The sequence below is a fragment of the Pandoraea bronchicola genome, from assembly GCF_902459805.1.
Classification (GTDB): domain Bacteria; phylum Pseudomonadota; class Gammaproteobacteria; order Burkholderiales; family Burkholderiaceae; genus Pandoraea; species Pandoraea bronchicola.
The window spans coordinates 888,643-909,876 of record NZ_CABPST010000001.1; the positions used below are offsets into that span (position 1 = coordinate 888,643).

Annotated in this window: 16 protein-coding genes; 13 read left to right on the top strand and 3 right to left on the bottom strand. The window is 61.8% G+C overall.

What is annotated here, in order from left to right:
- Positions 1 to 63: 63 nt before the first annotated feature.
- The 8 genes from PBR20603_RS03980 (at position 64) to PBR20603_RS04015 (ending at position 9,980) form a co-directional block, all read left to right on the top strand.
- Positions 64 to 2,085, top strand: coding sequence for a hydantoinase/oxoprolinase family protein (locus tag PBR20603_RS03980; RefSeq protein ID WP_150558195.1), 2,022 nt, complete (start codon positions 64 to 66; stop codon positions 2,083 to 2,085).
- A gap of 2 nt (positions 2,086 to 2,087) precedes the next feature.
- Entirely contained in the window at positions 2,088 to 3,716 is a 1,629-nt protein-coding gene (locus tag PBR20603_RS03985) for a hydantoinase B/oxoprolinase family protein (protein ID WP_150558196.1), read from the top strand.
- Positions 3,717 to 3,754: 38 nt separating this feature from the next.
- A complete protein-coding gene (locus PBR20603_RS03990; RefSeq protein ID WP_246174359.1) occupies positions 3,755 to 4,999 on the top strand; it encodes an ABC transporter substrate-binding protein in 1,245 nt (414 codons plus the stop codon).
- Positions 5,000 to 5,127: 128 nt separating this feature from the next.
- Positions 5,128 to 5,898, top strand: a complete 771-nt coding sequence (locus tag PBR20603_RS03995; RefSeq protein WP_150558198.1) for an ABC transporter ATP-binding protein — start codon at positions 5,128 to 5,130, stop codon at positions 5,896 to 5,898.
- A 16-nt stretch (positions 5,899 to 5,914) separates the two neighbouring features.
- Positions 5,915 to 6,652, top strand: coding sequence for an ABC transporter ATP-binding protein (locus tag PBR20603_RS04000; RefSeq protein WP_150558199.1), 738 nt, complete (start codon positions 5,915 to 5,917; stop codon positions 6,650 to 6,652).
- Between the two features lie 8 nt (positions 6,653 to 6,660).
- Positions 6,661 to 7,545 carry a branched-chain amino acid ABC transporter permease gene (locus PBR20603_RS04005; protein WP_150558200.1) on the top strand — a complete coding sequence of 295 codons (885 nt, stop codon included), beginning with the start codon at positions 6,661 to 6,663 and terminating at the stop codon, positions 7,543 to 7,545.
- Positions 7,546 to 7,554: 9 nt separating this feature from the next.
- On the top strand, positions 7,555 to 8,604 hold the full coding sequence (locus PBR20603_RS04010; RefSeq protein WP_150558201.1) for a branched-chain amino acid ABC transporter permease: 1,050 nt from the start codon (positions 7,555 to 7,557) through the stop codon (positions 8,602 to 8,604).
- Positions 8,601 to 9,980, top strand: a complete 1,380-nt coding sequence (locus PBR20603_RS04015; RefSeq protein ID WP_150558202.1) for an NAD(P)/FAD-dependent oxidoreductase — start codon at positions 8,601 to 8,603, stop codon at positions 9,978 to 9,980. The genes PBR20603_RS04010 and PBR20603_RS04015 overlap by 4 nt, the downstream gene beginning before the upstream one ends.
- 608 nt (positions 9,981 to 10,588) lie before the next feature.
- Here the strand turns inward: PBR20603_RS04015 and gyrB are convergent.
- The 3 genes from gyrB to dnaA all read right to left on the bottom strand — a co-directional run bounded on the left by gyrB (position 10,589) and on the right by dnaA (position 16,110).
- Positions 10,589 to 13,066, bottom strand: coding sequence for a DNA topoisomerase (ATP-hydrolyzing) subunit B (gene gyrB / locus PBR20603_RS04020; protein WP_150558203.1), 2,478 nt, complete (start codon positions 13,064 to 13,066; stop codon positions 10,589 to 10,591).
- 179 nt (positions 13,067 to 13,245) lie between these two features.
- Positions 13,246 to 14,352, bottom strand: a complete 1,107-nt coding sequence (gene dnaN / locus PBR20603_RS04025; protein WP_150558204.1) for a DNA polymerase III subunit beta — start codon at positions 14,350 to 14,352, stop codon at positions 13,246 to 13,248.
- Between the two features lie 240 nt (positions 14,353 to 14,592).
- Positions 14,593 to 16,110: a chromosomal replication initiator protein DnaA gene (gene dnaA / locus PBR20603_RS04030; RefSeq protein WP_150558205.1), complete on the bottom strand. Its 1,518-nt coding sequence runs from the start codon at positions 16,108 to 16,110 to the stop codon at positions 14,593 to 14,595.
- A gap of 814 nt (positions 16,111 to 16,924) precedes the next feature.
- On the opposite strand from dnaA, the gene rpmH reads away from it, so the two are divergent.
- The 5 genes from rpmH (at position 16,925) to mnmE (ending at position 21,175) form a co-directional block, all read left to right on the top strand.
- Positions 16,925 to 17,059: a 50S ribosomal protein L34 gene (gene rpmH / locus PBR20603_RS04035; protein WP_010806664.1), complete on the top strand. Its 135-nt coding sequence runs from the start codon at positions 16,925 to 16,927 to the stop codon at positions 17,057 to 17,059.
- 61 nt (positions 17,060 to 17,120) lie between these two features.
- Positions 17,121 to 17,621, top strand: a complete 501-nt coding sequence (gene rnpA / locus PBR20603_RS04040; RefSeq protein WP_150558206.1) for a ribonuclease P protein component — start codon at positions 17,121 to 17,123, stop codon at positions 17,619 to 17,621.
- Positions 17,622 to 17,635: 14 nt separating this feature from the next.
- Entirely contained in the window at positions 17,636 to 17,992 is a 357-nt protein-coding gene (yidD, locus tag PBR20603_RS04045; RefSeq protein ID WP_150558207.1) for a membrane protein insertion efficiency factor YidD, read from the top strand.
- Between the two features lie 24 nt (positions 17,993 to 18,016).
- Positions 18,017 to 19,672, top strand: a complete 1,656-nt coding sequence (gene yidC / locus PBR20603_RS04050) for a membrane protein insertase YidC (protein WP_150558208.1) — start codon at positions 18,017 to 18,019, stop codon at positions 19,670 to 19,672.
- A 108-nt stretch (positions 19,673 to 19,780) separates the two neighbouring features.
- Positions 19,781 to 21,175, top strand: coding sequence for a tRNA uridine-5-carboxymethylaminomethyl(34) synthesis GTPase MnmE (gene mnmE / locus PBR20603_RS04055; protein ID WP_150558209.1), 1,395 nt, complete (start codon positions 19,781 to 19,783; stop codon positions 21,173 to 21,175).
- Positions 21,176 to 21,234 lie beyond the last annotated feature (59 nt).

The following is a 21,234-nucleotide window of genomic DNA, read 5'->3' on the forward strand; positions in this document are numbered from 1 at the left end:
CGATTGACGGGGACGTTGTTCACCATCGAAAGCCGTCCCGAAGTTGGGACGAAGGGAACGCCAATGAAAGTCGGAGTTGAAGTGGGGGGGACGTTCACGGATCTGGTCGCACATGACGGTGGCCGGATTCGCGTCATCAAGGTGCCCAGCACCCCGGCCTCGCCGGATATCGGGGTGCTCGACGCCCTTCGTATGGCGGGCATCGATTTCGCCACGATCGAGGACTTCGCGCACGGTTCGACCGTTGCCACTAATGCCGTGCTCGAGCGCAAGGGCGGCAAGGTCGCCTTCGTCGCGACGCAGGGGTTCCGCGACATCCTGTTCCTGCAACGTCACGATCGAAAGCATATCTACGACCTTTTCTACAAGAAGCCGTCGCCGCCGGTGCAGCGTCGCGCCTGCTTTGAAGCCAAAGAGCGAATCCTGACCGACGGAAGCGTCGACACGGCACTCGACGAAGCGCGCTTTCGCAGCGAAGTGCTTCCGCAACTGGAGCAGGGCGCCTACGACGCCGTCGCCATCTGCCTGCTCAACGCGTACCGCAATCCGGCCCACGAGCTGCGTCTGGCCGAACTGATTCGCGCCGCGTTGCCGAATGTGACGGTGACCTGCTCGCATCAGGTGGCTTGCGAGTTCCGCGAATACGAGCGTGCCAGCACGGCCACGCTCTCCGCTTTCGTACAGCCGGTCATTGCCGGCTATCTGGGTCGCCTGACTCAGGCGCTGGAGCGCGAGGGTTTTCGCGGCCGCTTCTCCGTCATGCAGTCGAACGGCGGCCGTTTGCCTGCCGACGCCATGCGAGAAAACGCCATCAGCGCACTATTCTCGGGGCCGGCCGCTGGCGTGGTCGGCGCCGTGCGCCAGGTCGTGCGTTCCGGTTATCGCAACGTCATCACCTTCGACATGGGCGGCACCAGCTCGGATGTATGTCTCGTGCAAGACAGCAAGCCTACGCTCGCTTCCGAAACCGAGATCGACGGCCTGCCGGTGCGTACGCCTGTCCTCGACATCGTCACGGTCGGCGCCGGTGGTGGCAGCTTGATCTGGATCGACGACGGCGGCATGTTGCGTGTCGGTCCGAAGAGCGCCGGCGCTCAGCCGGGACCAGCCTGTTACGGCCGCGGCGGCACCGAACCGACCATTACGGACGCTCACGTGGTGCTTGGCACGGTGCGGGCAGAAGCATTTCTCGGCGGCCAGATGGCCCTCGATGTGGCCGCCGCGCATCGCGCCTTCGATCAGTTAGCAGCGCACTTTGGTCTGTCGGTCGAGGCAGTTGCCCACAATGCCGTTCGCCTGGCCAACGCCAACATCGTTCGCGCCATCCAGCTCGTGTCGACCGAACGAGGCCGCGACCCGCGTGACTACGTGCTCGTGCCGTTCGGCGGTGCGGGCCCGATGCAGGCCGCTCAGATTGCCGAAGATCTCGGCATCGGCACGGTAGTGGCGCCGCCGAACCCCGGGGTGACGTCGGCCCACGGCCTGCTGGCGTCCGATTTCATCAAGTACGAAACGCAGACGTACCGTGTGCAGGTTGCAGATGACACCTGCGACCAGTTGCGCGAGCGCTTCGCCAGGATGAAAGCGGATCTTCAAGCGCAATTCGTGCAGATGGCGTTCGACCAGCCACTGGAATTCAGCTTCACGCTTGAAATGCGCTACGTCGGGCAGGCCTTCGAAGTGCCGCTCGAACTCGACGCCGCGGCGCTCGCCGCACTTGAGCGTAAGTCGCTGAGCGAGCACTTCACCGAAGCACACGAGCGAATCTACTTCCATGCGGACAAGACGGGGCGTCCGATCGAGGTCGTGGCGCTGCGTGTCGGCGCCACGCTGGTCACGCCTCACGTCAGCGCAACCGCAAGTGTCACGGGCAGTCTGGACGCCGCACCGGGTGAACCCGCACTTTACGACGGCCGAAACTGGACGCCATGCCGCCGTCGCACGGTCGCAGCGCTGGGTGCAGACGGCGCGGCGTTGGCCGGCCCGGCGGTGCTGGAGGACTACACCACCACCGTACTCGTGCCGGCGGGCTGGCAGGCCAGCGTGGACACGCAATCCAACCTGATTCTCTCCAAGGAGGTTTGACGATGCCTGTCAATCCGTTCGACAACGCCATCATCAGTCAGAGCGTGCTGGCCGCCGCCCGTGAGATGGGCGTGAAGCTGATCCGTTCCGCTTACTCGACCATTCTGCGCGAAGCGAGCGACGGCTCGGCCGCCATCAGCAACCTGCAAGGCGATATCGTTGCACAAGCCGAATTGATTCCGATCCAGCTCGGCCCGATCGGCATCACGTTGAAACAGTGTCTGGCGCGTTTTCCCGTGGAGACGATTACGCCGGACGATTTCATGATCACCAACGATCCGTACTCTGGCGGCCAACATCTTCCGGATGTCTACATCTTCTGCCCGATTTTCTACGGTGAGCGCCTGATTGGATTTTCGGCAAGCGTCGCGCATCAGATCGACTTCGGCGGCGGTGCGCCCGGCCTCGACCCCGGGGCCACGGATATTTATCAGGAAGGCTTGCGCCTGCCGCCGACCAAGTGGTCGCAAAGCCGCGATTGGAACGGCGGACCGCTGGAACAACTGGTGCGGGCCAATATCCGCGTGCCGGATCTGACCATCGGCGACATGAATGCCATGTTCGCCGCTAACGCGATCGCTGCCGCGCGCGTCGCCCAGCTGTGCGACAAATACGGCGCAGACACCGTGACCGAAGTGATGGCCGAAATGGTGAACTACTCGGAACGACGTTTCCGTGCTGCCATCACGCAATTGCCTGACGGCGTGTACTACGGGGAAGATGTGATCGATGACGACGGTGTGACCGACGAGCCGCTGCTCATCAAGGTCAAGGTCGAAGTGCGCGGGGACGCCATCGACATCGACTTCACCGGTAGCAGCCCGCAGGTGCGGCGCAACTTGAACTCGCCGTTCTCCTGCACGGTGTCGGCGGCAGTCACATGCGTCAAATCGGTTCTGACGTCACCGGATATTCCCTTCAACGACGGCATTCTGCGGGCGGTTCGAATCAGCGCGCCGTACGGCTCGATTCTGAATCCGGCGCCGCCTTCGCCGGTGCGTGCGCGGCTGGAGGCCAACTACCGGATCTATAACGCCATCATGCGAGCGCTCGCGCCGGTCGCACCGGAGAAGGTGATTGCAACGGGCTTCGATACGCTGACCGCCGCCTGTTTCTCCTTACAGCGTGACGAAAGTTTTAGCGTGTATCTGGAAATTTTCGGCGGCGGCTACGGCGGCTCGCAACACGGCGATGGATGCGATGCGGTCGACTCGCCGCTCTCGAACTGCGCCAATACGCCAGTCGAAGCGCTGGATATGGAATACGACTTCTTCCGCCTGGAGCGCTACACGTTGGAGCCTGACTCGTTCGGTATCGGGAAATATCGGGGCGGCGCGGGGTTCAGCCGGGAGTACAGCGTGCTCAAGGACGGCGTGGTCTTTGCGATCTATGCCGACCGTCACCGGTACGCACCGCAGGGACTATTCGGCGGCGAGGCCGGCGAGCGGGGCTACTGCGAACTCACGCGCAACGGCGTGACGGAGCGCATTGCGTCGAAATCCATGGTCACGCTCAATCGCGGCGACCGCGTCAAGGTCTACATGGGCGGTGGCGGCGGCTATGGCGATGCTGCGGAGCGTCCGCGCTCGCTGCGCGAAGCCGATATCGAAGACGGCATGGTCACTCAGTGAGTCCACACACAACGGAGGGCATGACAATGAAAAAGCATTTGACCGAGAGACGTCGCCTGAGCAGCCTGTGCATCGCCACGGTGACGGCCATGGCGGCTATGATCGCGTCGGGCGTCGCCCATGCCGGCATCGAGGGCAATACCGTCAAGATCGGCTTGCTCACCGACATGAGCGGGGCCTTCTCGCAGTTCTCCGGGCAAGGCTCGGTCGTTGCCGCTCAAATGGCCATCGACGACTGCCTCGCCAAGGAATGCAAGGGCCTGAAGATCCAGCTCCTCACGGCGGATCACCAGAACAAGACCGATATTGCGCTCTCCAAGGCGCGTGAGTGGGCAGACGTCGAACACGTGGACGCCTACGCCGACATGGTCAACTCGGCAGTTGCGCTGGCCATGGAAAATCTGGCGGTGCAAAAGAAGAAGATCGCTCTGTTTGTCGGCGGTCCGCTCAGCATCACCAACGAGAACTGTCAGCCCGAGTACGCGGTGCAGTGGATGTGGGATACCTACTCGCAAACTGCCGCAGCGATCAAGGGGCTGGCCAAGCCCAAACAGGGTTGGTACTTCGTGACGGTCGATTACGCCTACGGCCTGGCCGCCACGACGGAGGCACGCAAACAGCTCGACGCAATCGGCGCACAAACGGTCGGCGAGTCCAAGCATCCGCTCAATACCAGCGACATGTCTTCGCAGATCATCGCAGCCCAGCAGTCGAAGGCCGATGTCGTGGCGTTCGCGAACTCTGGCGCCGACGCGGCCAACGCGATCAAAACCGCCAGCGAGTTCCAGCTTGGCGCGAAGAAACAACTGGCCGCGTTTTTCCCGACCGTCTACGAAATCAAGGGCATCGGACTTTCGCAGGCGCAGGGTCTTCAGTTTCCGGAGAGCTTCTATTGGGACCTGGACGACGGCACCCGCAGCTTCAGCAAACGCTTCATGGAGCTGTACAAGAAGGGACCGCCGTCGCTCACGCACGCCGGCGTGTATTCGTCCGTCTACCACTATCTCAAGGCAGTCGTTGCCGCCGACTCGAAGGACCCGGCACTCGTCATGCGCAAAATGCACGAGCTTCCCATTAAGGATGACGTGGTGCGCAACGCGACCCTGCGTGCCGATGGCCGCATGATCCACGACTACTACTACTTCAAGGTGAAGTCGCCGAAGGAGTCGAAAGGGCCGTGGGATCTGTACACCCTGCAAAAGGTGCTTCCGGGCGAGCAGGTGTTCCTGCCGGCATCGCAAAGCCAGTGCCGGGCGCTCAAGAAGAGCACGGCGTCGCGCTGATCGATTCCAGTCAGGGATAAGCCCCGCGCGCCAGACGCGGGTCACCTTGCGCGTTTGGCGCGAGGGGCCCGCGCTCGGCCCGGGTTTTGCCGACCGACTGTCACGCAATTCATTTTCCGGCGAGCGGTATGCCTCACGAAGACCTGATTCTGCGAACTCACGCGCTGACCAAATCCTTCAAGGGATTCTCAGCAGTAACCGACGTCAACCTCGAAGTCCGGCGCGGCTCCATCCACGCGCTGATCGGCCCGAACGGCGCCGGCAAGACGACCTGCTTCAATCTGCTGACCAAGTTCCTGACGCCGAGCGCCGGCAGCATCGTCTTCAACGGCATCGATATCACGCGCGAGAAGCCCGCCCAGATCGCGCGCCGGGGCGTCATCCGTTCATTCCAGATCTCAGCGGTCTTTCCGCATCTCACCGCGCGCCAGAACGTGCGTGTCGCGTTGCAACGGCAGTCGGGCATGAGTTGGCAGTTCTGGCGCAGCGCACGCGCCCTCGACGCCCTCGATGCGCGTGCGCTGGCCTTGCTGGGGCAGGTCGGCCTGTCCGATTTCGCTAACACGCTGACGTTGAATCTGCCGTATGGCCGCAAGCGGGCACTCGAAATCGCCACCACGCTCGCTATGGAACCCGAGTTGATGCTGCTCGACGAGCCAACGCAGGGCATGGGGCACGAGGACGTTGCAAGCGTCACGGCATTGATCCTGCGAGTCAGCGCTGGACGCACGGTCCTGATGGTCGAACACAACATGAACGTGATTTCGTCCATTGCCGATCGGGTCACGGTGCTGCAACGCGGGGCGATTCTCGCGCAGGGCACCTACGCCGAGGTTTCGCAGGACGCTCGGGTGATGGAAGCGTACATGGGAACGGCCGATCAGGAAGCCGTCAACTGATGGGAACGACAACACGATGACAACCACGCTTTTTCCCCCTGCACTGCACATCGAAGGCCTACACGGGTGGTACGGCGAATCGCACATCCTGCACGGCGTCGATCTGCACGTGGATCGCGGAGAAGTGGTCACGCTGCTGGGCCGCAACGGAGCGGGGCGCACGACGACGTTGCGCGCCATCATGGGACTGATCGGAGCGCGACGCGGCTCGATCCGCATCGACGGGAGCGAGACGATCGGTTTGCCGACACACCATATCGCGGGATTCGGCGTTGGCTACTGCCCCGAGGAGCGCGCCATCTTCGCGAGCCTGTCATGTGAGGAGAATCTGCGACTCCCACCGCGACTCGGCTCCAGACGGGGTAACGATTCCCTCGCGGGCATGAGTGAAGACGAGATCTATGAACTGTTCCCAAATCTCTGGGAGCGACGTCACAGCCAGGGCACCCGACTCTCGGGCGGTGAACAGCAGATGCTGGCGATGGCGCGAATTCTGCGCACCGGTGCGAATCTCCTTTTGCTCGACGAGATTTCCGAAGGGCTCGCCCCTGTGATCGTGCAGAGCCTTGCGCGCATGATCCGTGCGCTCAAGCAAAGGGGTTACACGATCGTCATGGTCGAACAAAACTTCCGCTTCGCCGCGCCACTGGCCGACCGGTTCTATGTGATGGAGCACGGTCGCATCGTCGAGCACTTCGTCGCCAGCGAGTTGCCGCAGCGCGCGCAGGCCCTCCACCAATTGCTCGGCGTTTGAGGTCTTCCATGCATCTGTTCGAGATTCCCTTGCCTGCGTTGCTGTCCCAGCTATTGCTCGGACTTGTCAACGGCTCGTTCTACGCGATGCTCAGTCTGGGTCTGGCAGTCATCTTCGGATTGCTGGGCGTGATCAACTTTGCGCACGGTGCACTGTTCATGCTGGGCGCCGTGTTGGCGTGGATGGGTATGGAGTACCTGGGGCTGGGGTACTGGACCATGCTGCTGCTCGCGCCGCTCATCGTCGCCGGACTCGGTGTCGTGATGGAGCTTGTACTGCTGCGCTGGATATACAAGCTCGATCACCTCTACGGACTTCTGCTGACGCTCGGTATCACGCTCCTGCTCGAAGGCACTTTGCGCGCAGGGTATGGCGTTTCAGGATTGCCGTACGCGACACCCGACGGGCTGACCGGCGCGACCGACGTCGGTTTCATGGTCTTGCCGAACTACCGCGCGTGGGTGGTCGCGGCGTCGCTTTCCACCTGTCTCGGGACCTGGCTGCTGATAGAGAAGACGCCGCTCGGCGCACGTTTGCGGGCCGGAACGGAGAACCCGAAGATCGTCGCGTCGTTTGGCGTCAACGTGCCGCTCATGATCACGCTGACCTATGCCTTCGGCGCGGCGCTTGCGGCGCTGGGAGGCGTGCTCGCCGCACCGGTTATCCAGGTGTCGCCGCTCATGGGGCAGAACCTGATCATCGTCGTGTTCGCCGTGGTCGTGATTGGCGGCATGGGATCGATTCTCGGGGCCGTCGCCACGGGGCTGGGGCTCGGCGTGATCGAAGGGCTGACCAAGGTCGTCTATCCCGAAGCGTCGTCGACGGTCGTCTTCGTGGTCATGGTGCTGGTGCTGCTCGTGCGCCCGGCGGGATTGTTTGGCAAGGAATCGTAGGAGTTCGGTATGGAAAAACGATGGTTACCCTGGCTGGTACTCCTGGCCCTGCTGGCCGCGCCGTTTACGGGAGCGTACCCCGTGTTTGTCATGAAAGTCCTCTGCTTCGCGCTGTTCGCCTGCGCGTTCGATCTGCTGCTCGGGCATGCGGGGCTGCTGTCGTTCGGGCATGCCGCCCTGTTCGGCGGCGCCGGTTACGTGGCCGGCTATGCGATGAAGACGTGGGGCGTATCGCCGGAGGCAGGCCTGTTGCTCGGCGCATTGACCGGTGCAGGGCTGGGCGCCGTCATGGGCGGGCTGGCGATTCGACGCAAGGGCATCTATTTCGCGATGGTCACGCTCGCCCTGGCGCAAATCGTCTATTTCGTGTTGTTGCAGGCGCCGTTCACTGGCGGCGAAGACGGCTTGCAGGCAGTGCCGCGCGGTCGACTGTTCGGGGTGTTGCCGCTCGATGACGATCACACGCTGTACTACGTCGTGCTCGCCATTGTGACGGCGGCGTTCCTGCTGATCGGCCGTATTGTCGCGTCGCCTTACGGAGCCGTACTCACGGCCATCAAGGAAAACGAACCGCGCGCCATCTCGCTCGGCTACGACGTCGATCGTTTCAAGTTGCTGGCGTTCGTGCTGTCGGCTGCGCTGGCCGGCCTGGCGGGGGCGCTCAAGGTGCTGGTGCTCGGCTTCGAGACGCTGACTGACGTGCACTGGTCGATGTCCGGGGCCGTCATCCTGATGACATTGGTCGGTGGGATGGCCACGCGCTGGGGTCCCGCTGTAGGCGCGGTGATCATTACGGGGCTGGAGACGAAACTCGGCGACATCGGCGATGCGCTCGCATCACTTACCCATATCGACGCATTCGCTCGTCTGGGGGAATCCGTCACCATCGTTACCGGACTGCTGTTCATCGTCACGGTACTGTTCCTGCGCGACGGCGTTGTCGGTAGTGTTGCCGCACTCTGGCAGCGCGTGCGCACGCGAGTGCCGCCGAATCCGAATCATGAAGCGCTGCGTCTCGCGGCAGGCACCCCCACCTCGCAATCAGGAGAAAGCGCATGACGGCACGCGAGCATGCACGTCTGGCCGCCCATGACGCGGTGACTGCCAACACCGGCCTGCGCAGCGATGCCGCCGACAATGGCGCGCGGCGTAGCGACGCAGGTCCGACCGGCGCGTTCCCGTCACTCTGGTCGGCCACCGCGACGCCCGCGTTGGAGACGCCCCCGCTCCACGCGTCGCGACGCGTGGACGTGGCGGTGATCGGCGGCGGGTTCACAGGGGTTTCGGCTGCGCTTCATCTGGCTGAAGCTGGCGTCGACGTTTGTGTGCTCGACGCCGGTGAGCCAGGATGGGGCGCGTCGGGGCGAAATGGCGGTCAGGTGATTCCGGGGCTCAAGCATGATCCGGATGCGCTCTTGAAGTGCTTTCCGGGGGAGCAGGGCGTCGCGCTCGTCGACATGATTGGCGGGGCGGCCGACGTCGTCTTCGACCTGATTGCGCGCTACGGCATCGACTGCGACGCACGGCGCGAAGGCTGGATACAGCCCGCGCATTCTGCCGCGATGCTGGCGGCCCAACGCATCCGCGTCGCGCAATGGCACACGCTCGGGGCGCCCGTCGAGATGCTTGATCGTGATGCCGTGACATCACGCATCGGTAGCCCCATCTACCAGGGTGGCTGGATCGACCGGCGCGCGGGCAGCCTGCATCCGCTGAGTTATCTGCGAGGCCTGGTGCGCGCAGCGACCGGGCAAGGTGCGACGATTCACGGGAACACACGGGTGACCGGTCTGCGAGCGGTGGCGGGGCGCTGGCAGGTAAGCACGTCGTCAGGTCATACGCTCGACGCGGCGCGTGTGCTGATCGCGACCAACGGTTATACCGGCGACCTATGGCCCGGGCTACGCCGTACCTTAATCGCTGCAAACAGCTTCATTGTCGCTACGGCACCGTTACCGGAGCACATTGCGGCCACTGTACTGCCTGGCGGCGAAGTTGCCTCCGATGCGCGGCGCCTGTTGCTGTACTTTCGCAAGGACGCAGCGGGCCGATTGCTGCTCGGCGGCCGCGGCTCGTTCTCGGACCCCAGCTCGCCGAGCGCATGGCAGCATCTCGAGCGCGCACTGGTTCGTCTGTTTCCGCAGACGCAGGGCGTGCCCATCGAGTATCGCTGGGCGGGGCGTGTGGCGGTGACACCGGACGCGATGCCGCACGTTCACACGCCAGCCCCTGGTCTGACGATCTCACTCGGCTACAACGGCCGCGGTATCGCCATGGCGACTACGCTCGGGCGTGAACTGGCAGGACACCTGGCCGGGCGCTCGGCATTGCGCTTCCCGGTCACGCCCATCCGGCCGATTCCCTTCCATAGCTTGCAGCGCCTGTATTTTTCAGCTGCGGTTAACTGGTATCGCGTGCTCGATCGGTTGAGTTGAATGTCGTTGACGCGACGTTACCGAAACGACTTCGGTGGGGTCTCCTTGCTCGACCGTCCGTGGAAGTCAGCGATTGAATCGCACCGGCTTATTTGATTCGAAACGTGAGCCATGGGCATAGCAAATCAGCGGGCTGCTCACCATTGGCAAGACGTTATGACCGTTCGTTTGGCTAACGACCCGGAATGAGAAAAGGGCCTTGAAATTCAAGGCCTTTTCTTAACTATCTTTGAAAACCGTAGGGCGTCACAGTCTGTGCAACTGTAGGCCCAAATAAATCAACCGGTTGTAGTGGTCAACCTTTTCCGGACACGGCGTTAAGTTTCTCGTCAGCTACCGCCAGAACCAAGCAGGTGAAAGAAATTAGCTCGAAGCAAAGCCGCAGAGCCCTTAGCGAAAAAGCCCTGTAAATCAGAGATCTACAGGGCTTTCGCATTTGGTGGCAAATCAGGGACTCGAACCCCGGACCTGCGGATTATCATTCCGCGGCCGCACTCTCATAAAGCATGGTGCTCGACGCGTAGGTCAGTCGCACAAACGCCGTCCCACAGTCGCAAAACTGTGGCGCCAGTCGCACTTACTCTGGCGCTCTACGGCTACATACACAATCAAACATCAATATTCCCGGCACGCAGTGCATTCGACTCGATGAACGCGCGGCGCGGTTCCACATCATCGCCCATCAGCGTGGTGAAGATGCCATCCGCAGCAATCGCGTCTTCGATCTGCACGCGCAGCAGGCGGCGCACCGCCGGATCCATCGTGGTTTCCCACAACTGTTCCGCATTCATCTCGCCCAGCCCCTTGTAGCGCTGCTTCGAGACCTTGCTTTCCGCATCCGCCATCAGCCACTTCATCGCCGACTTGAAGTTCGTCACCGGTTGCGAACGCTCGCCGCGCTTGATCGTCGCACCTTCGCCGATCAGCCCCTTGAACGTCTCGGCCGTCTTCTGCAACTGCGCAAAGTCCGCCGTCTGCAGGAAGTCCTGATCGATCACCGTCACCTTCACGTTGCCGTGATGACGACGCTCCACACGCAACGACGGCACCGGATCGGCATTCTCAACGTCTTCCATCACCGCCGTGATCGTGATCTCCGGCGCAAGCGGATCGTTGCTCAACGCCGCCTCCAGCGCCTTGGCCGAGGCCTGTGCCGACGCTTCGCTACCGAGATCGATCTCGACACCTTCGGTCACTGCCGTGAGCACCGACGACTCGTAAATGCGGCTCAGACGCTCGATCACGCCATCAGACAACTGGTAGCTGCGCGTCAGCTCGCCCAGCGCATCACCCGAAATCGGCGCAGCGCCCGTCGTCGGCGTCAGCTCGGCATTGTTCAGCGCAAGCTTCAGCATGTACTGGCCCAGCTCGCTCTCATCCTTGATGTAACGCTCGTCCTTGTTGTGCTTGATCTTGTACAGCGGCGGCTGTGCGATGTACACATAGCCGCGCTCGATCAGCTCCGGCACCTGACGATACAAGAACGTCAGCAGCAGCGTCCGGATGTGCGCGCCGTCCACGTCAGCATCGGTCATGATGATGATGCGGTGATAACGCAGCTTGTCGATGTTGTAGTCGTCCTTGCCGATACCGCAACCCAGCGCGGTAATCAGCGTCACGATCTGCTCGCTCGAAATCAGCTTGTCGAAACGTGCCTTCTCAACGTTCAGCACCTTGCCGCGCAGCGGCAGAATCGCCTGGAACTTGCGGTCGCGACCCTGCTTCGCCGAGCCGCCTGCCGAGTCGCCCTCGACCACGTAGATCTCGCACAGCGCCGGATCCTTCTCCTGGCAGTCCGCCAGCTTGCCCGGCAAGCCCACGCCATCGAGCACGCCCTTACGGCGCGTCATTTCACGCGCCTTGCGCGCCGCGTCGCGCGCGCGCGCCGCTTCCACGATCTTCGAGCAGATGATCTTCGCGTCGTTCGGCGTTTCCTGCAGGAACTCTTCCAGTGCCTTCGCCACGTACTCTTCCACCGGCGCACGCACTTCCGACGACACCAGCTTGTCCTTCGTCTGCGACGAGAACTTCGGCTCCGGCACCTTCACCGACAACACGCACGTCAGACCTTCGCGCATGTCGTCGCCGGTCGTCTCGACCTTGGCCTTCTTCGCCAGTTCGTTCTCGTCGATGTACTTGTTGATAATGCGCGTCATCGCCGCGCGCAGCCCCGTCAAGTGCGAGCCGCCGTCACGCTGCGGAATGTTGTTCGTGAAGCACAGCACCGTCTCGTTGTAGCTGTCGTTCCACTGCATCGCCACTTCCACGCCGATACCGTCGCGCTCGCCCGTGACATGGAAGATCGTCGGGTGCAGCACCGACTTCGACTTGTTGATGTACTCGACGAAGCCCTTCACACCACCGCCAAACGCGAAATCGTCTTCCTTGCCCGTGCGTTGATCCGTCAGACGAATCCGAACGCCGTTGTTCAGGAAGGACAGCTCGCGCATGCGCTTGGCGAGAATGTCATAGTGGAATTCGACCTTGCCGAAGATCGTCTCGTCAGCCAGGAAGTGCACCTCGGTGCCGCGCTTGTCGGTGTCGCCCAAAAGCTTCAGCGGCGACGTCTCGACGCCGTCAACCACTTCCAGCTCGCGGTTCTGCGGCACGCCACGGTGGAACTCCATGAAGTGCTTCTTGCCGTCGCGGCGCACGGTGAGCTTCAGATACGTGGAGAGCGCGTTCACGCACGACACGCCCACGCCGTGCAAACCGCCCGACACCTTGTAGCTGTTCTGGTCGAACTTGCCGCCCGCATGCAGCTCGGTCATCACGATTTCCGCCGCGCTACGCTTGGGCTCGTGCTTGTCGTCGAACTTGATGCCCGTGGGAATGCCGCGGCCGTTGTCCGTCACGGAAATGGAATTGTCCGCGTGAATGATCACGTGGATGTCATCGCAGTAACCGGCAAGCGCCTCGTCGATCGAGTTGTCCAGCACCTCGAATACCAAGTGATGCAGGCCCGTGCCGTCCGACGTGTCGCCAATGTACATGCCGGGACGCTTGCGTACAGCCTCCAGACCTTCAAGGATCTGGATGGAGGCTGCACCATAGCCGCTGTCGGCCTGCTTTTGCTGTTCGCTCATGACAATCTTCCGGTTACTGCGTCATTAACTGACGAATTACTGCTTCATGACCCGCCACCTCCGCGCGCTTTTGGCGCCGCGTAGGCAGGCTTATCCCGCAAAAGGATAATTCTCTAGAAACGCCAAAGGGGCGCTCGGCCCCTTCGCGCATATGACGGCGCGTATGGCGGAATATCCGCTCAAATGCGCATCGGCATGACGACGTATTTGAATTCGTCGTTGTCCGGCAAGGTGATCAGGGCGCTCGAATTCGCGTCGCCCAGACTCACCTTGACCTGTTCGACCTTGAGGTTCGACAGCACGTCGAGCAGGTAAGTCACGTTAAAGCCGATATCCACCGACTCGCCCGTGTAATCGATCTCGAGTTCTTCCTGCGCTTCTTCGGTTTCTGCGTTGCTCGCGCTGATCTTCAACAGATTCTCGCTCACGAGGAAACGCACCCCCTTGAACTTGTCCGACGTCACAATGGCCGCACGCTGCAACGAGCGATGCAACTCTTCGCGACTGATAACGAAGCTCTTGTTGTAACCCTTCGGGATCACCCGGTTGAAGTCCGGGAACTTGCCCTCGACGAGCTTCGAGACCAACTCGACATTCGCGAAGCAGAACTTGACCTGGCTCGGCGCCACATCAATCTTCACCGGATCGTCGATGTCCTCGAGCAGACGCTGCAGCTCGAGAATCGTCTTGCGCGGGATGATGACTTCCTGACGCGCAAAATCCTGACCCGTGATCGTCGTGTTGCAGTACGCGAGACGGTGACCGTCCGTTGCCACCGCTTCGATCTTCTCGCCCTCGACCACGAGCAGCATGCCGTTCAGGTAGTAACGGATGTCCTGCTGCGCCATCGCGAAATGCACCATGCCCAGCAATTGACGAAGCGCTCGCTGCGGCAGCTCGAAACTCGCCGCATAGTCCTTCGCTGCGGCCACGGTCGGGAAATCTTCGGCCGCCAACGTCAGCAACTGGAAACGGCTCTTGCCGGCCTGCACCGTCAAACGCTTGTCCGACAGCGACAGCGCCACTTCAGCGTCCGGCATGTTCCGCAGAATGTCGAGCAGCTTGCGCGCCGCCACGGTCGTCGCCACATCATCGGCGCCGGCACCGCAATCAGCGGTGGTCGTGATCTGCAACTCAAGGTCGGTCGACAGGAAGGAAATGTCCTGTCCGTGCTTGCGAATGAGCAAATTGGCCAGAATCGGCAACGTATGGCGACGCTCGACGATGCCACTCACAATTTGCAGCGGCCGCAGCAGATTGTCTCGTTGAGTTTTGACCAATTGCATATTTATCCTTCGTAGTAACTGTTAACGAGTGTCAGCCTATGCTGAAAACCCGAAGATTCCCTTATCAATCAATCGCTTGTGGAAGGGATAACAGGGCGGAAAACGCTGTGGACGAACAGGGGACGCATTGTGCGCCGATCCGCTATTGTGCCCGAAAACGCCACTTTCCCCCAAACCGCACCCAGCTTATCCACAGGGACGCAGGCAACCCCGCCCGCCGTCCCGCGTATCTGCCGGTTTTTACCCCTTGAGCGTCTGCTCCAGCACATGCAACTCGTGATTGAGCTGCGCGTCCTTGCCTCGCTCTTCCGCAATCTTGCGTACCGCGTGCAGCACTGTCGTATGGTCGCGTCCGCCGAACAGTTCGCCGATTTCCGGCAAGCTCTTCTGCGTCAGCTCCTTTGCCAGATACATCGCAATCTGCCGCGGCCGTGCAATATTCGCAGGCCGTTTTTTCGAATACATGTCGGCGACCTTGATATTGTAAAAATCGGCCACCGTCTTTTGGATGTTCTCGACAGAAATCTGACGATTCTGAACCGTCAGCAGATCTTTCAGCGCTTCCTTCGTCAGTTCGATGGTGATCTCGCGACCATGGAACTTCGAATACGCGAGGATCTTGCGCAGCGCGCCTTCCAGCTCGCGCACGTTCGAGCGCAAATGCTTACCAACAAAGAACGCCACGTCCTCCGACAGCCCCACCCCCTCGGCCTGCGCCTTCTTGATCAGAATCGCCACCCGCATTTCCAGCTCCGGCGGCTCGATGGCCACCGTCAGCCCCGAATCGAAGCGCGAAATCAGACGATCGTCGATCCCGGTGATCTCCTTCGGGTACGTATCGCTCGTGATGATCACCTGCGCACGGTTCGCGATGAGCGCCTCGAACGCATAGAAGAATTCTTCCTGCGTGCGGCTCTTGCCCGAGAAGAACTGAATATCGTCGATCAACAGCAGATCGAGCGAGTGGTAATACCGTTTGAATTCGTCGAATGCCTTGCGCTGGTATGCCTTGACCACGTCGGATACGTACTGCTCGGCGTGGATGTAGCGAATGCGCGGATTCTGCTTTTCCGCCAGCAACTGGTTACCGATGGCATGAATCAAGTGGGTCTTACCCAGACCGACGCCGCCATACAGGAACAACGGGTTGTATGACGTGCCCGGATTGTTCGCCACCTGAATCGCCGCCGCACGGGCCAACTGGTTCGACTTACCCGTCACGAAATTGTCGAAGGTCAGCACGGGGTTGAGCTTCGAGCGCTCATAGATCGACTCGACTTCCCCCACGTGCGCCGGCTCTTGCGGCGTGACACGCCAATTGCGGCGCACTGCTTCGGCTTCGCTGGCTTCCAGATCGGGACGCTCGCCATCAAGCGACGCCACGTCGGCGCCGTGTCCGCCGGCCGCCGCCGGATTCGCACGCGCCACACTGGCGGGCGCCGCGGCAGGCGCGACGCTCGGCGCAGGTGCCGGGGGCGGAGCGGGGGTCGATGACGGTACGCGCGTGCCAGCCTTCGGATCGAGTACGAATGTCACCTCGACCGGTGCATTCCAATAGTCCGACGCCATGCTCTGGATTCGCCCGGAGAACTGGCTCTTCACCCAATCCAGCTTGAAGCGGTTGGGGGCGCCGATCTTGAGCGTGCGCGCCTGTTCATCAAAGTCGAGCGGCGCCAGCGGTTTGATCCAGGTGCGGAATTGCTGGGGCGTCAGCTCTTGTTCGAGACGGGTCGCGCAGTGTTGCCAGAAATCGTTCATGCAGCGTGTGTCCAGGTGGCGCCAAACCCATCCGACGGCTCTGGTTGACGCTCTTGCCGTCCACTATCCGTTACATCAGATATGGGGGCAGAACGTCACATACCAAGCGGGTACCCCCGTTCCCAAGTAGGGTTCAGACAGGCACCGGCCAAGGTCGAGTCGGACCGGCGGCGCATTGCAGACGTCCGGAAGCCCACGAACCACGGCGCTGCGTTCGGGTTTTGCCTCGCGCGTGCAGCCGGCTTCGGCGCGCGCAAACGACAAAACCCGGCGCGCTATCCACATGGCGGCGTCACCGGTACTCTGCAGGGAAAAAAATTGATGGGGGATTTTAACGCCAAAGCGTCGGCAAAGCGAGTTATCCACAGGAATGCCCACAGCGTCAGCGTCTCCGGGCGGGCGCGCCGCGTTAACCCGCCTGACTTTGCACAAGTGCTGCGCAAATGCCCGGCAATTGCGACGTTTTGCCGCGAGCGCCGGGATATCTTCCTCGACGGGCATTTATCCACCGACAGAAAATGAAGCTAGAGGCAATTTCCGCCATTATCCACAGCGGGAATGCCGCCGAGTGGCGAATCCAGGACATCGGCGACGCCATTGGCGCGCGGGCGCATCATAGGCGACGGCTAACCTATTGACACACAACGGAAAAGCCGATTAAATAGCGGGTTCGTTAGAAAGATAACCGGATTCTTATCCAACTCCCGACGGCTGGGCCGCGCGTGAAAGTCCTTGAATTTGCAGGTTTTCACGGTGTCCATGTGGCGTTTCACGATGCTGCTGCGCGGGAATTTTTTCACACAGTGAGTGCATCATGAAACGTACTTTTCAGCCTTCCGTGACGCGCCGCAAGCGCACCCATGGCTTCCTGGTTCGCATGAAGACCCGTGGTGGCCGCAAGGTCATCGCCGCTCGTCGCGCCAAGGGCCGTAAGCGCCTGGCCGTTTAATCGCGGTTCTCGGTCGTACCGCGGTTTGCGCGTCAAATCCGCAAGGCGCGAAGTCCCGGCAATGGGGTTTCCCAAAGCTGCGCGACTTCTCAAAACGGATGAGTTTTCATCCGTTTTTAGTTTGCGCCCCCTGCGGCGCAGCGCGCACTTCGTGTTGTACATGCGCCGGCGCGAAACTGCGCCGGACACCCCTGTCGATGCCACGCCTCATGAAGGCCGCATCGGCATTGTCGTCGGCAAGAAGCACGCGCCTCGCGCGGTCACTCGCAACCTGATCAAGCGTCAGGCGCGTGAGATGTTCCGCCAGCGCCGCGCGGCCCTGGCCGGCTGGGACTTCGTACTGCGACTGACCCGGCGCTTCGACAAGGGGACGTACACTGCGGCGGCCGCGCCGGTGTTGAACACGCTGGTTCAGGCCGAATTCGCGCAGCTCTTCGACGCGGCTGAAAAAGCCGCACGCAAGCGCCGCACGACCGACGGCAAGACGGAAGGTAGTGAGTCCCACACGGTAGCGCCCGACCCCGGGCATGCGCCGCCCACCCGGCCACCTCGGCCGGACTGACAGGCGGAATCGAGATGCGAAGCGTGCTGTTGTTGCTCCTGCGCGGTTACAAGCTGGTGATCAGTCCCTGGCTGGGGAACCGTTGCCGCTTTCATCCGAGCTGCTCCGACTACGCGCGTGAGGCCATCGTCGAGCACGGCGCCGGTTACGGCACTTATCTCGCGGCCCGGCGTCTATGTCGCTGTCATCCGTTTCATCCCGGCGGTTTCGATCCCGTACCGCCGGCTCGACACGTCTGTAACGCTCCCGATCACATCGCCGATGGCGCCGAAAAGGCCGCCGGAAGCGACGCGTCGCGGGTCAAGCAGACGGTCTCGTCCGGGCCCGCGGCCGCATCGGCAGTTACGCGCCGCGCGCCGGGCCATTCCTGAGTTTCGTCCACCACGAGTTACCGCATGGACATCAAACGCACCGTACTCTGGGTCATTTTCGCGCTGTCTGTCGTGATGCTTTTCGACAACTGGCAACGCGGCAATGGCCATTCGTCGTTGTTCTTCCCGTCGCCGGAGGTTTCGACCCCGGCCGCCGCGGGCGGAAACCAGACGCCGGCCAACGATCTGCCGCAAGCGGCCAACGCCGCTGCCGCTGCGGGTAGTGCACCGGGCAATGCGCCCGCCGCTGCCACTGCGCAGAAGGTGCGCATCACGACGGATGTCTACGAAGCCGACATCAGCACGCAAGGCGGCACGCTGTCGTTCCTCGCGCTCACCAAGTGGCCAGACGCCGACGAAGCCGACAAGCATGTCGTGCTGTTCGACAACACCCCGAGCCATCAGTACTTCGCTCGCACGGGTCTGATCGGCGGCGACTACCCGAACCACAACGACATCTTCACGCAAGTGCCGGGCCCGACCACGATGACGGGCGACACGCTGACCGTGAAGTTCGAATCGCCGGTCAAGGGCGGCCTGCAGTTGGTGCGTGCTTACACGTTCCATCGCGGCAGCTACGTGATCGACGTGTCGAACACGATCGTCAACAAGACCGACGCCGCCATCAAGCCGACGCTGTACATGGAACTGGTGCGTGACGGCCGTGAAATCAGCGGCGCGAAGTTCTCGCACACGTTCACGGGCCCGACGGTCTACAGCAGCGACGAGAAATTCCAGAAGATCACGTTCAGCGACATCGACAAGGACAAGGCGAAGTACATCAAGCAGTCCAGCGACGGCTGGATCGGCATGGTGCAGCATTACTTCGCCACGGCCTGGATTCCGAAGGAAGGCGCGACGCGCGACAACTACATCGGCAAGCTGGATAACGGTCTGTATCGCGTGGGCGTGAAAGAGCCGCTCGCGAGCATTCCGGCAGGTGGCAGCGAGACGGTCGATGCGCGACTGTTCGCCGGTCCGCAGGAAGAGCACATGCTCGAGCAGATTGCGCCGGGCCTGGAACTGACGAAGGACTACGGTTACTTCACGATCCTCGCCAAGCCGCTGTTCTGGTTGCTCTCGAAGCTGCACGGGCTGATCGGCAACTGGGGTTGGGCGATCATCGCCGTGACCGTGATCATCAAGCTGGTGTTCTTCCCGCTGTCGGCCGCAAGCTACAAGTCGATGGCGCGCATGAAGGAAATCACGCCGCGGATGCAGGCACTGCGCGAGCGCTACAAGAGCGATCCGCAGAAGATGAACGCGGCACTCATGGAGCTGTACAAGACCGAGAAGGTCAATCCGTTCGGCGGCTGTATTCCGATCGTGATTCAGATTCCGGTGTTCATTGCCCTGTACTGGGTGTTGCTCTCGTCGGTGGAAATGCGCGGCGCGCCGTGGCTGGGCTGGATTCATGACCTCTCGACGCAGGATCCGTATTACATCCTGCCGGTGCTGATGGCCGTGTCGATGTTCATCCAGACCAAGCTGAACCCGACGCCGCCGGATCCGATGCAAGCCAAGATGATGATGTTCATGCCGCTGATTTTCTCGGTCATGTTCCTCTTCCTGCCCTCAGGCCTGGTGCTGTACTACGTGGTCAACAACACGTTGTCGATCGCCCAGCAATGGTCGATCAACCGGATGCTCGGTAACAAAAAGGAAAAGAAGGCGGCCTGACGTTTTTCCGTCCGACCGTCTGATTGACACAGCCGCCCGCGAGTCTCTCGCGGGCGGTTTTGTTTGGTGCATGTCAAAATAAGCCTCTGCTTTTCAACGAATCGTTCCATGAGCACCACCGTCTCGACTGTTCCGATTGCTGCCATTGCCACCGCCCCCGGACGCGGCGGGATCGGCGTGGTGCGCGTGTCCTTCGGCAAGCATCGCGGCGACGCCGTGCAGCGTGTGATCGCGCGTCTCGTCGGGCAGCCGCTCAAGCCGCGTCACGCGTCGTATCTGCCGTTTCTCGACGCCACCGGTGAGGCACTGGATCGCGGCATCGCGCTGTACTTCCCGGGGCCGAATTCCTACACGGGCGAAGACGTACTCGAATTGCAGGGCCACGGCGGGCCTATCGTCCTGCAACTGCTGCTGCAACGTTGTCTCGACGAAGGGGCGGAACTGGGCGTGCGTCTGGCGGAACCGGGCGAATTTACCCATCGCGCGTTTCTGAACGACAAGCTCGATCTGGCGCAAGCCGAGGCCGTGGCCGATCTGATCGAGGCGAGCACCGAGGCGGCGGCGCGCTCGGCGAGCCGTTCGCTGGACGGCTCGTTCTCGCGCGAAATCCATTCGCTAGTGGATCTGGTCATTCATCTGCGCATGCTGGTGGAAGCGACGCTCGACTTCCCCGAAGAGGAAATCGATTTTCTGGAGGCCGCCGACGCCTTCGGGCAACTCGCGCGAATTCGCACGCAATTGGCGCAGGTGCTGTCACAGGCGAAACAGGGTGCCTTGCTTCGCGAGGGGATCAATGTCGTGCTGGCGGGGCAGCCGAACGTGGGCAAATCGTCGTTGCTCAACGCGCTGGCCGGCGCCGAGCTGGCGATCGTCACGCCCATCGCCGGGACCACGCGCGACAAAGTGCAGCAGACGATTCAGATCGACGGTATCCCGTTGCACATCATCGACACGGCGGGTCTGCGAGAAACGGAAGACGAAGTCGAGCGCATCGGCATTGCGCGCAGCTGGAGCGAGATCGCCAAGGCCGACGCCGTGCTGCATCTGCTCGACGCGCGTTCGGGCATGACGCCGGAAGACGAGGACATCGCGAAGCAGTTGCCCAAACATGTGCCTATCGTGCGTGTGTACAACAAGACGGATCTGGCGGGCGAACCGGCGACGATTCTGCCCGAAGAAGGCACCTCGCCGCTTGGCGTGCGATTGTCGGCGAAAGGCGGGCAGGGCATCGATTTGCTGCGTACAGAGCTGCTCAAGATTGCCGGTTGGCAGGCAGGCAACGAAGGCGTGTTTCTCGCGCGCGAACGGCATTTATCGGCACTGCGCGCGGCCCGCGATCATATCGAGATGGCGGAAGCGCATGCGCGCCGGAACGCGAGCGCACTCGATCTCTTCGCCGAGGAGTTGCGCCTCGCGCAAACGCAGCTCAGCACCATCACCGGCGAGTTCACCTCCGACGATTTGCTCGGGGTGATTTTCAGCCGGTTTTGTATCGGTAAGTGAAGCGGCGTTCCGAGCAGTATCAAGTTATCCAGATGCGCCGAGGTGAATTGCGTCGCGCG

What these genes read in the sequence shown, in the direction of transcription:
- PBR20603_RS03980 (WP_150558195.1), top strand. Translation starts at nt 64, where the DNA reads ATGAAAGTCGGAGTTGAAGTGGGGGGGACGTTCACGGATCTGGTCGCA.
- PBR20603_RS03985 (WP_150558196.1), top strand. Translation starts at nt 2,088, where the DNA reads ATGCCTGTCAATCCGTTCGACAACGCCATCATCAGTCAGAGCGTGCTG.
- PBR20603_RS03995 (WP_150558198.1), top strand. Translation starts at nt 5,128, where the DNA reads ATGCCTCACGAAGACCTGATTCTGCGAACTCACGCGCTGACCAAATCC.
- PBR20603_RS04000 (WP_150558199.1), top strand. Translation starts at nt 5,915, where the DNA reads ATGACAACCACGCTTTTTCCCCCTGCACTGCACATCGAAGGCCTACAC.
- PBR20603_RS04005 (WP_150558200.1), top strand. Translation starts at nt 6,661, where the DNA reads ATGCATCTGTTCGAGATTCCCTTGCCTGCGTTGCTGTCCCAGCTATTG.
- PBR20603_RS04010 (WP_150558201.1), top strand. Translation starts at nt 7,555, where the DNA reads ATGGAAAAACGATGGTTACCCTGGCTGGTACTCCTGGCCCTGCTGGCC.
- PBR20603_RS04015 (WP_150558202.1), top strand. Translation starts at nt 8,601, where the DNA reads ATGACGGCACGCGAGCATGCACGTCTGGCCGCCCATGACGCGGTGACT.
- gyrB (WP_150558203.1), bottom strand. Translation starts at nt 13,066, where the DNA reads ATGAGCGAACAGCAAAAGCAGGCCGACAGCGGCTATGGTGCAGCCTCC.
- dnaN (WP_150558204.1), bottom strand. Translation starts at nt 14,352, where the DNA reads ATGCAATTGGTCAAAACTCAACGAGACAATCTGCTGCGGCCGCTGCAA.
- dnaA (WP_150558205.1), bottom strand. Translation starts at nt 16,110, where the DNA reads ATGAACGATTTCTGGCAACACTGCGCGACCCGTCTCGAACAAGAGCTG.
- rpmH (WP_010806664.1), top strand. Translation starts at nt 16,925, where the DNA reads ATGAAACGTACTTTTCAGCCTTCCGTGACGCGCCGCAAGCGCACCCAT.
- rnpA (WP_150558206.1), top strand. Translation starts at nt 17,121, where the DNA reads ATGGGGTTTCCCAAAGCTGCGCGACTTCTCAAAACGGATGAGTTTTCA.
- yidD (WP_150558207.1), top strand. Translation starts at nt 17,636, where the DNA reads ATGCGAAGCGTGCTGTTGTTGCTCCTGCGCGGTTACAAGCTGGTGATC.
- yidC (WP_150558208.1), top strand. Translation starts at nt 18,017, where the DNA reads ATGGACATCAAACGCACCGTACTCTGGGTCATTTTCGCGCTGTCTGTC.
- mnmE (WP_150558209.1), top strand. Translation starts at nt 19,781, where the DNA reads ATGAGCACCACCGTCTCGACTGTTCCGATTGCTGCCATTGCCACCGCC.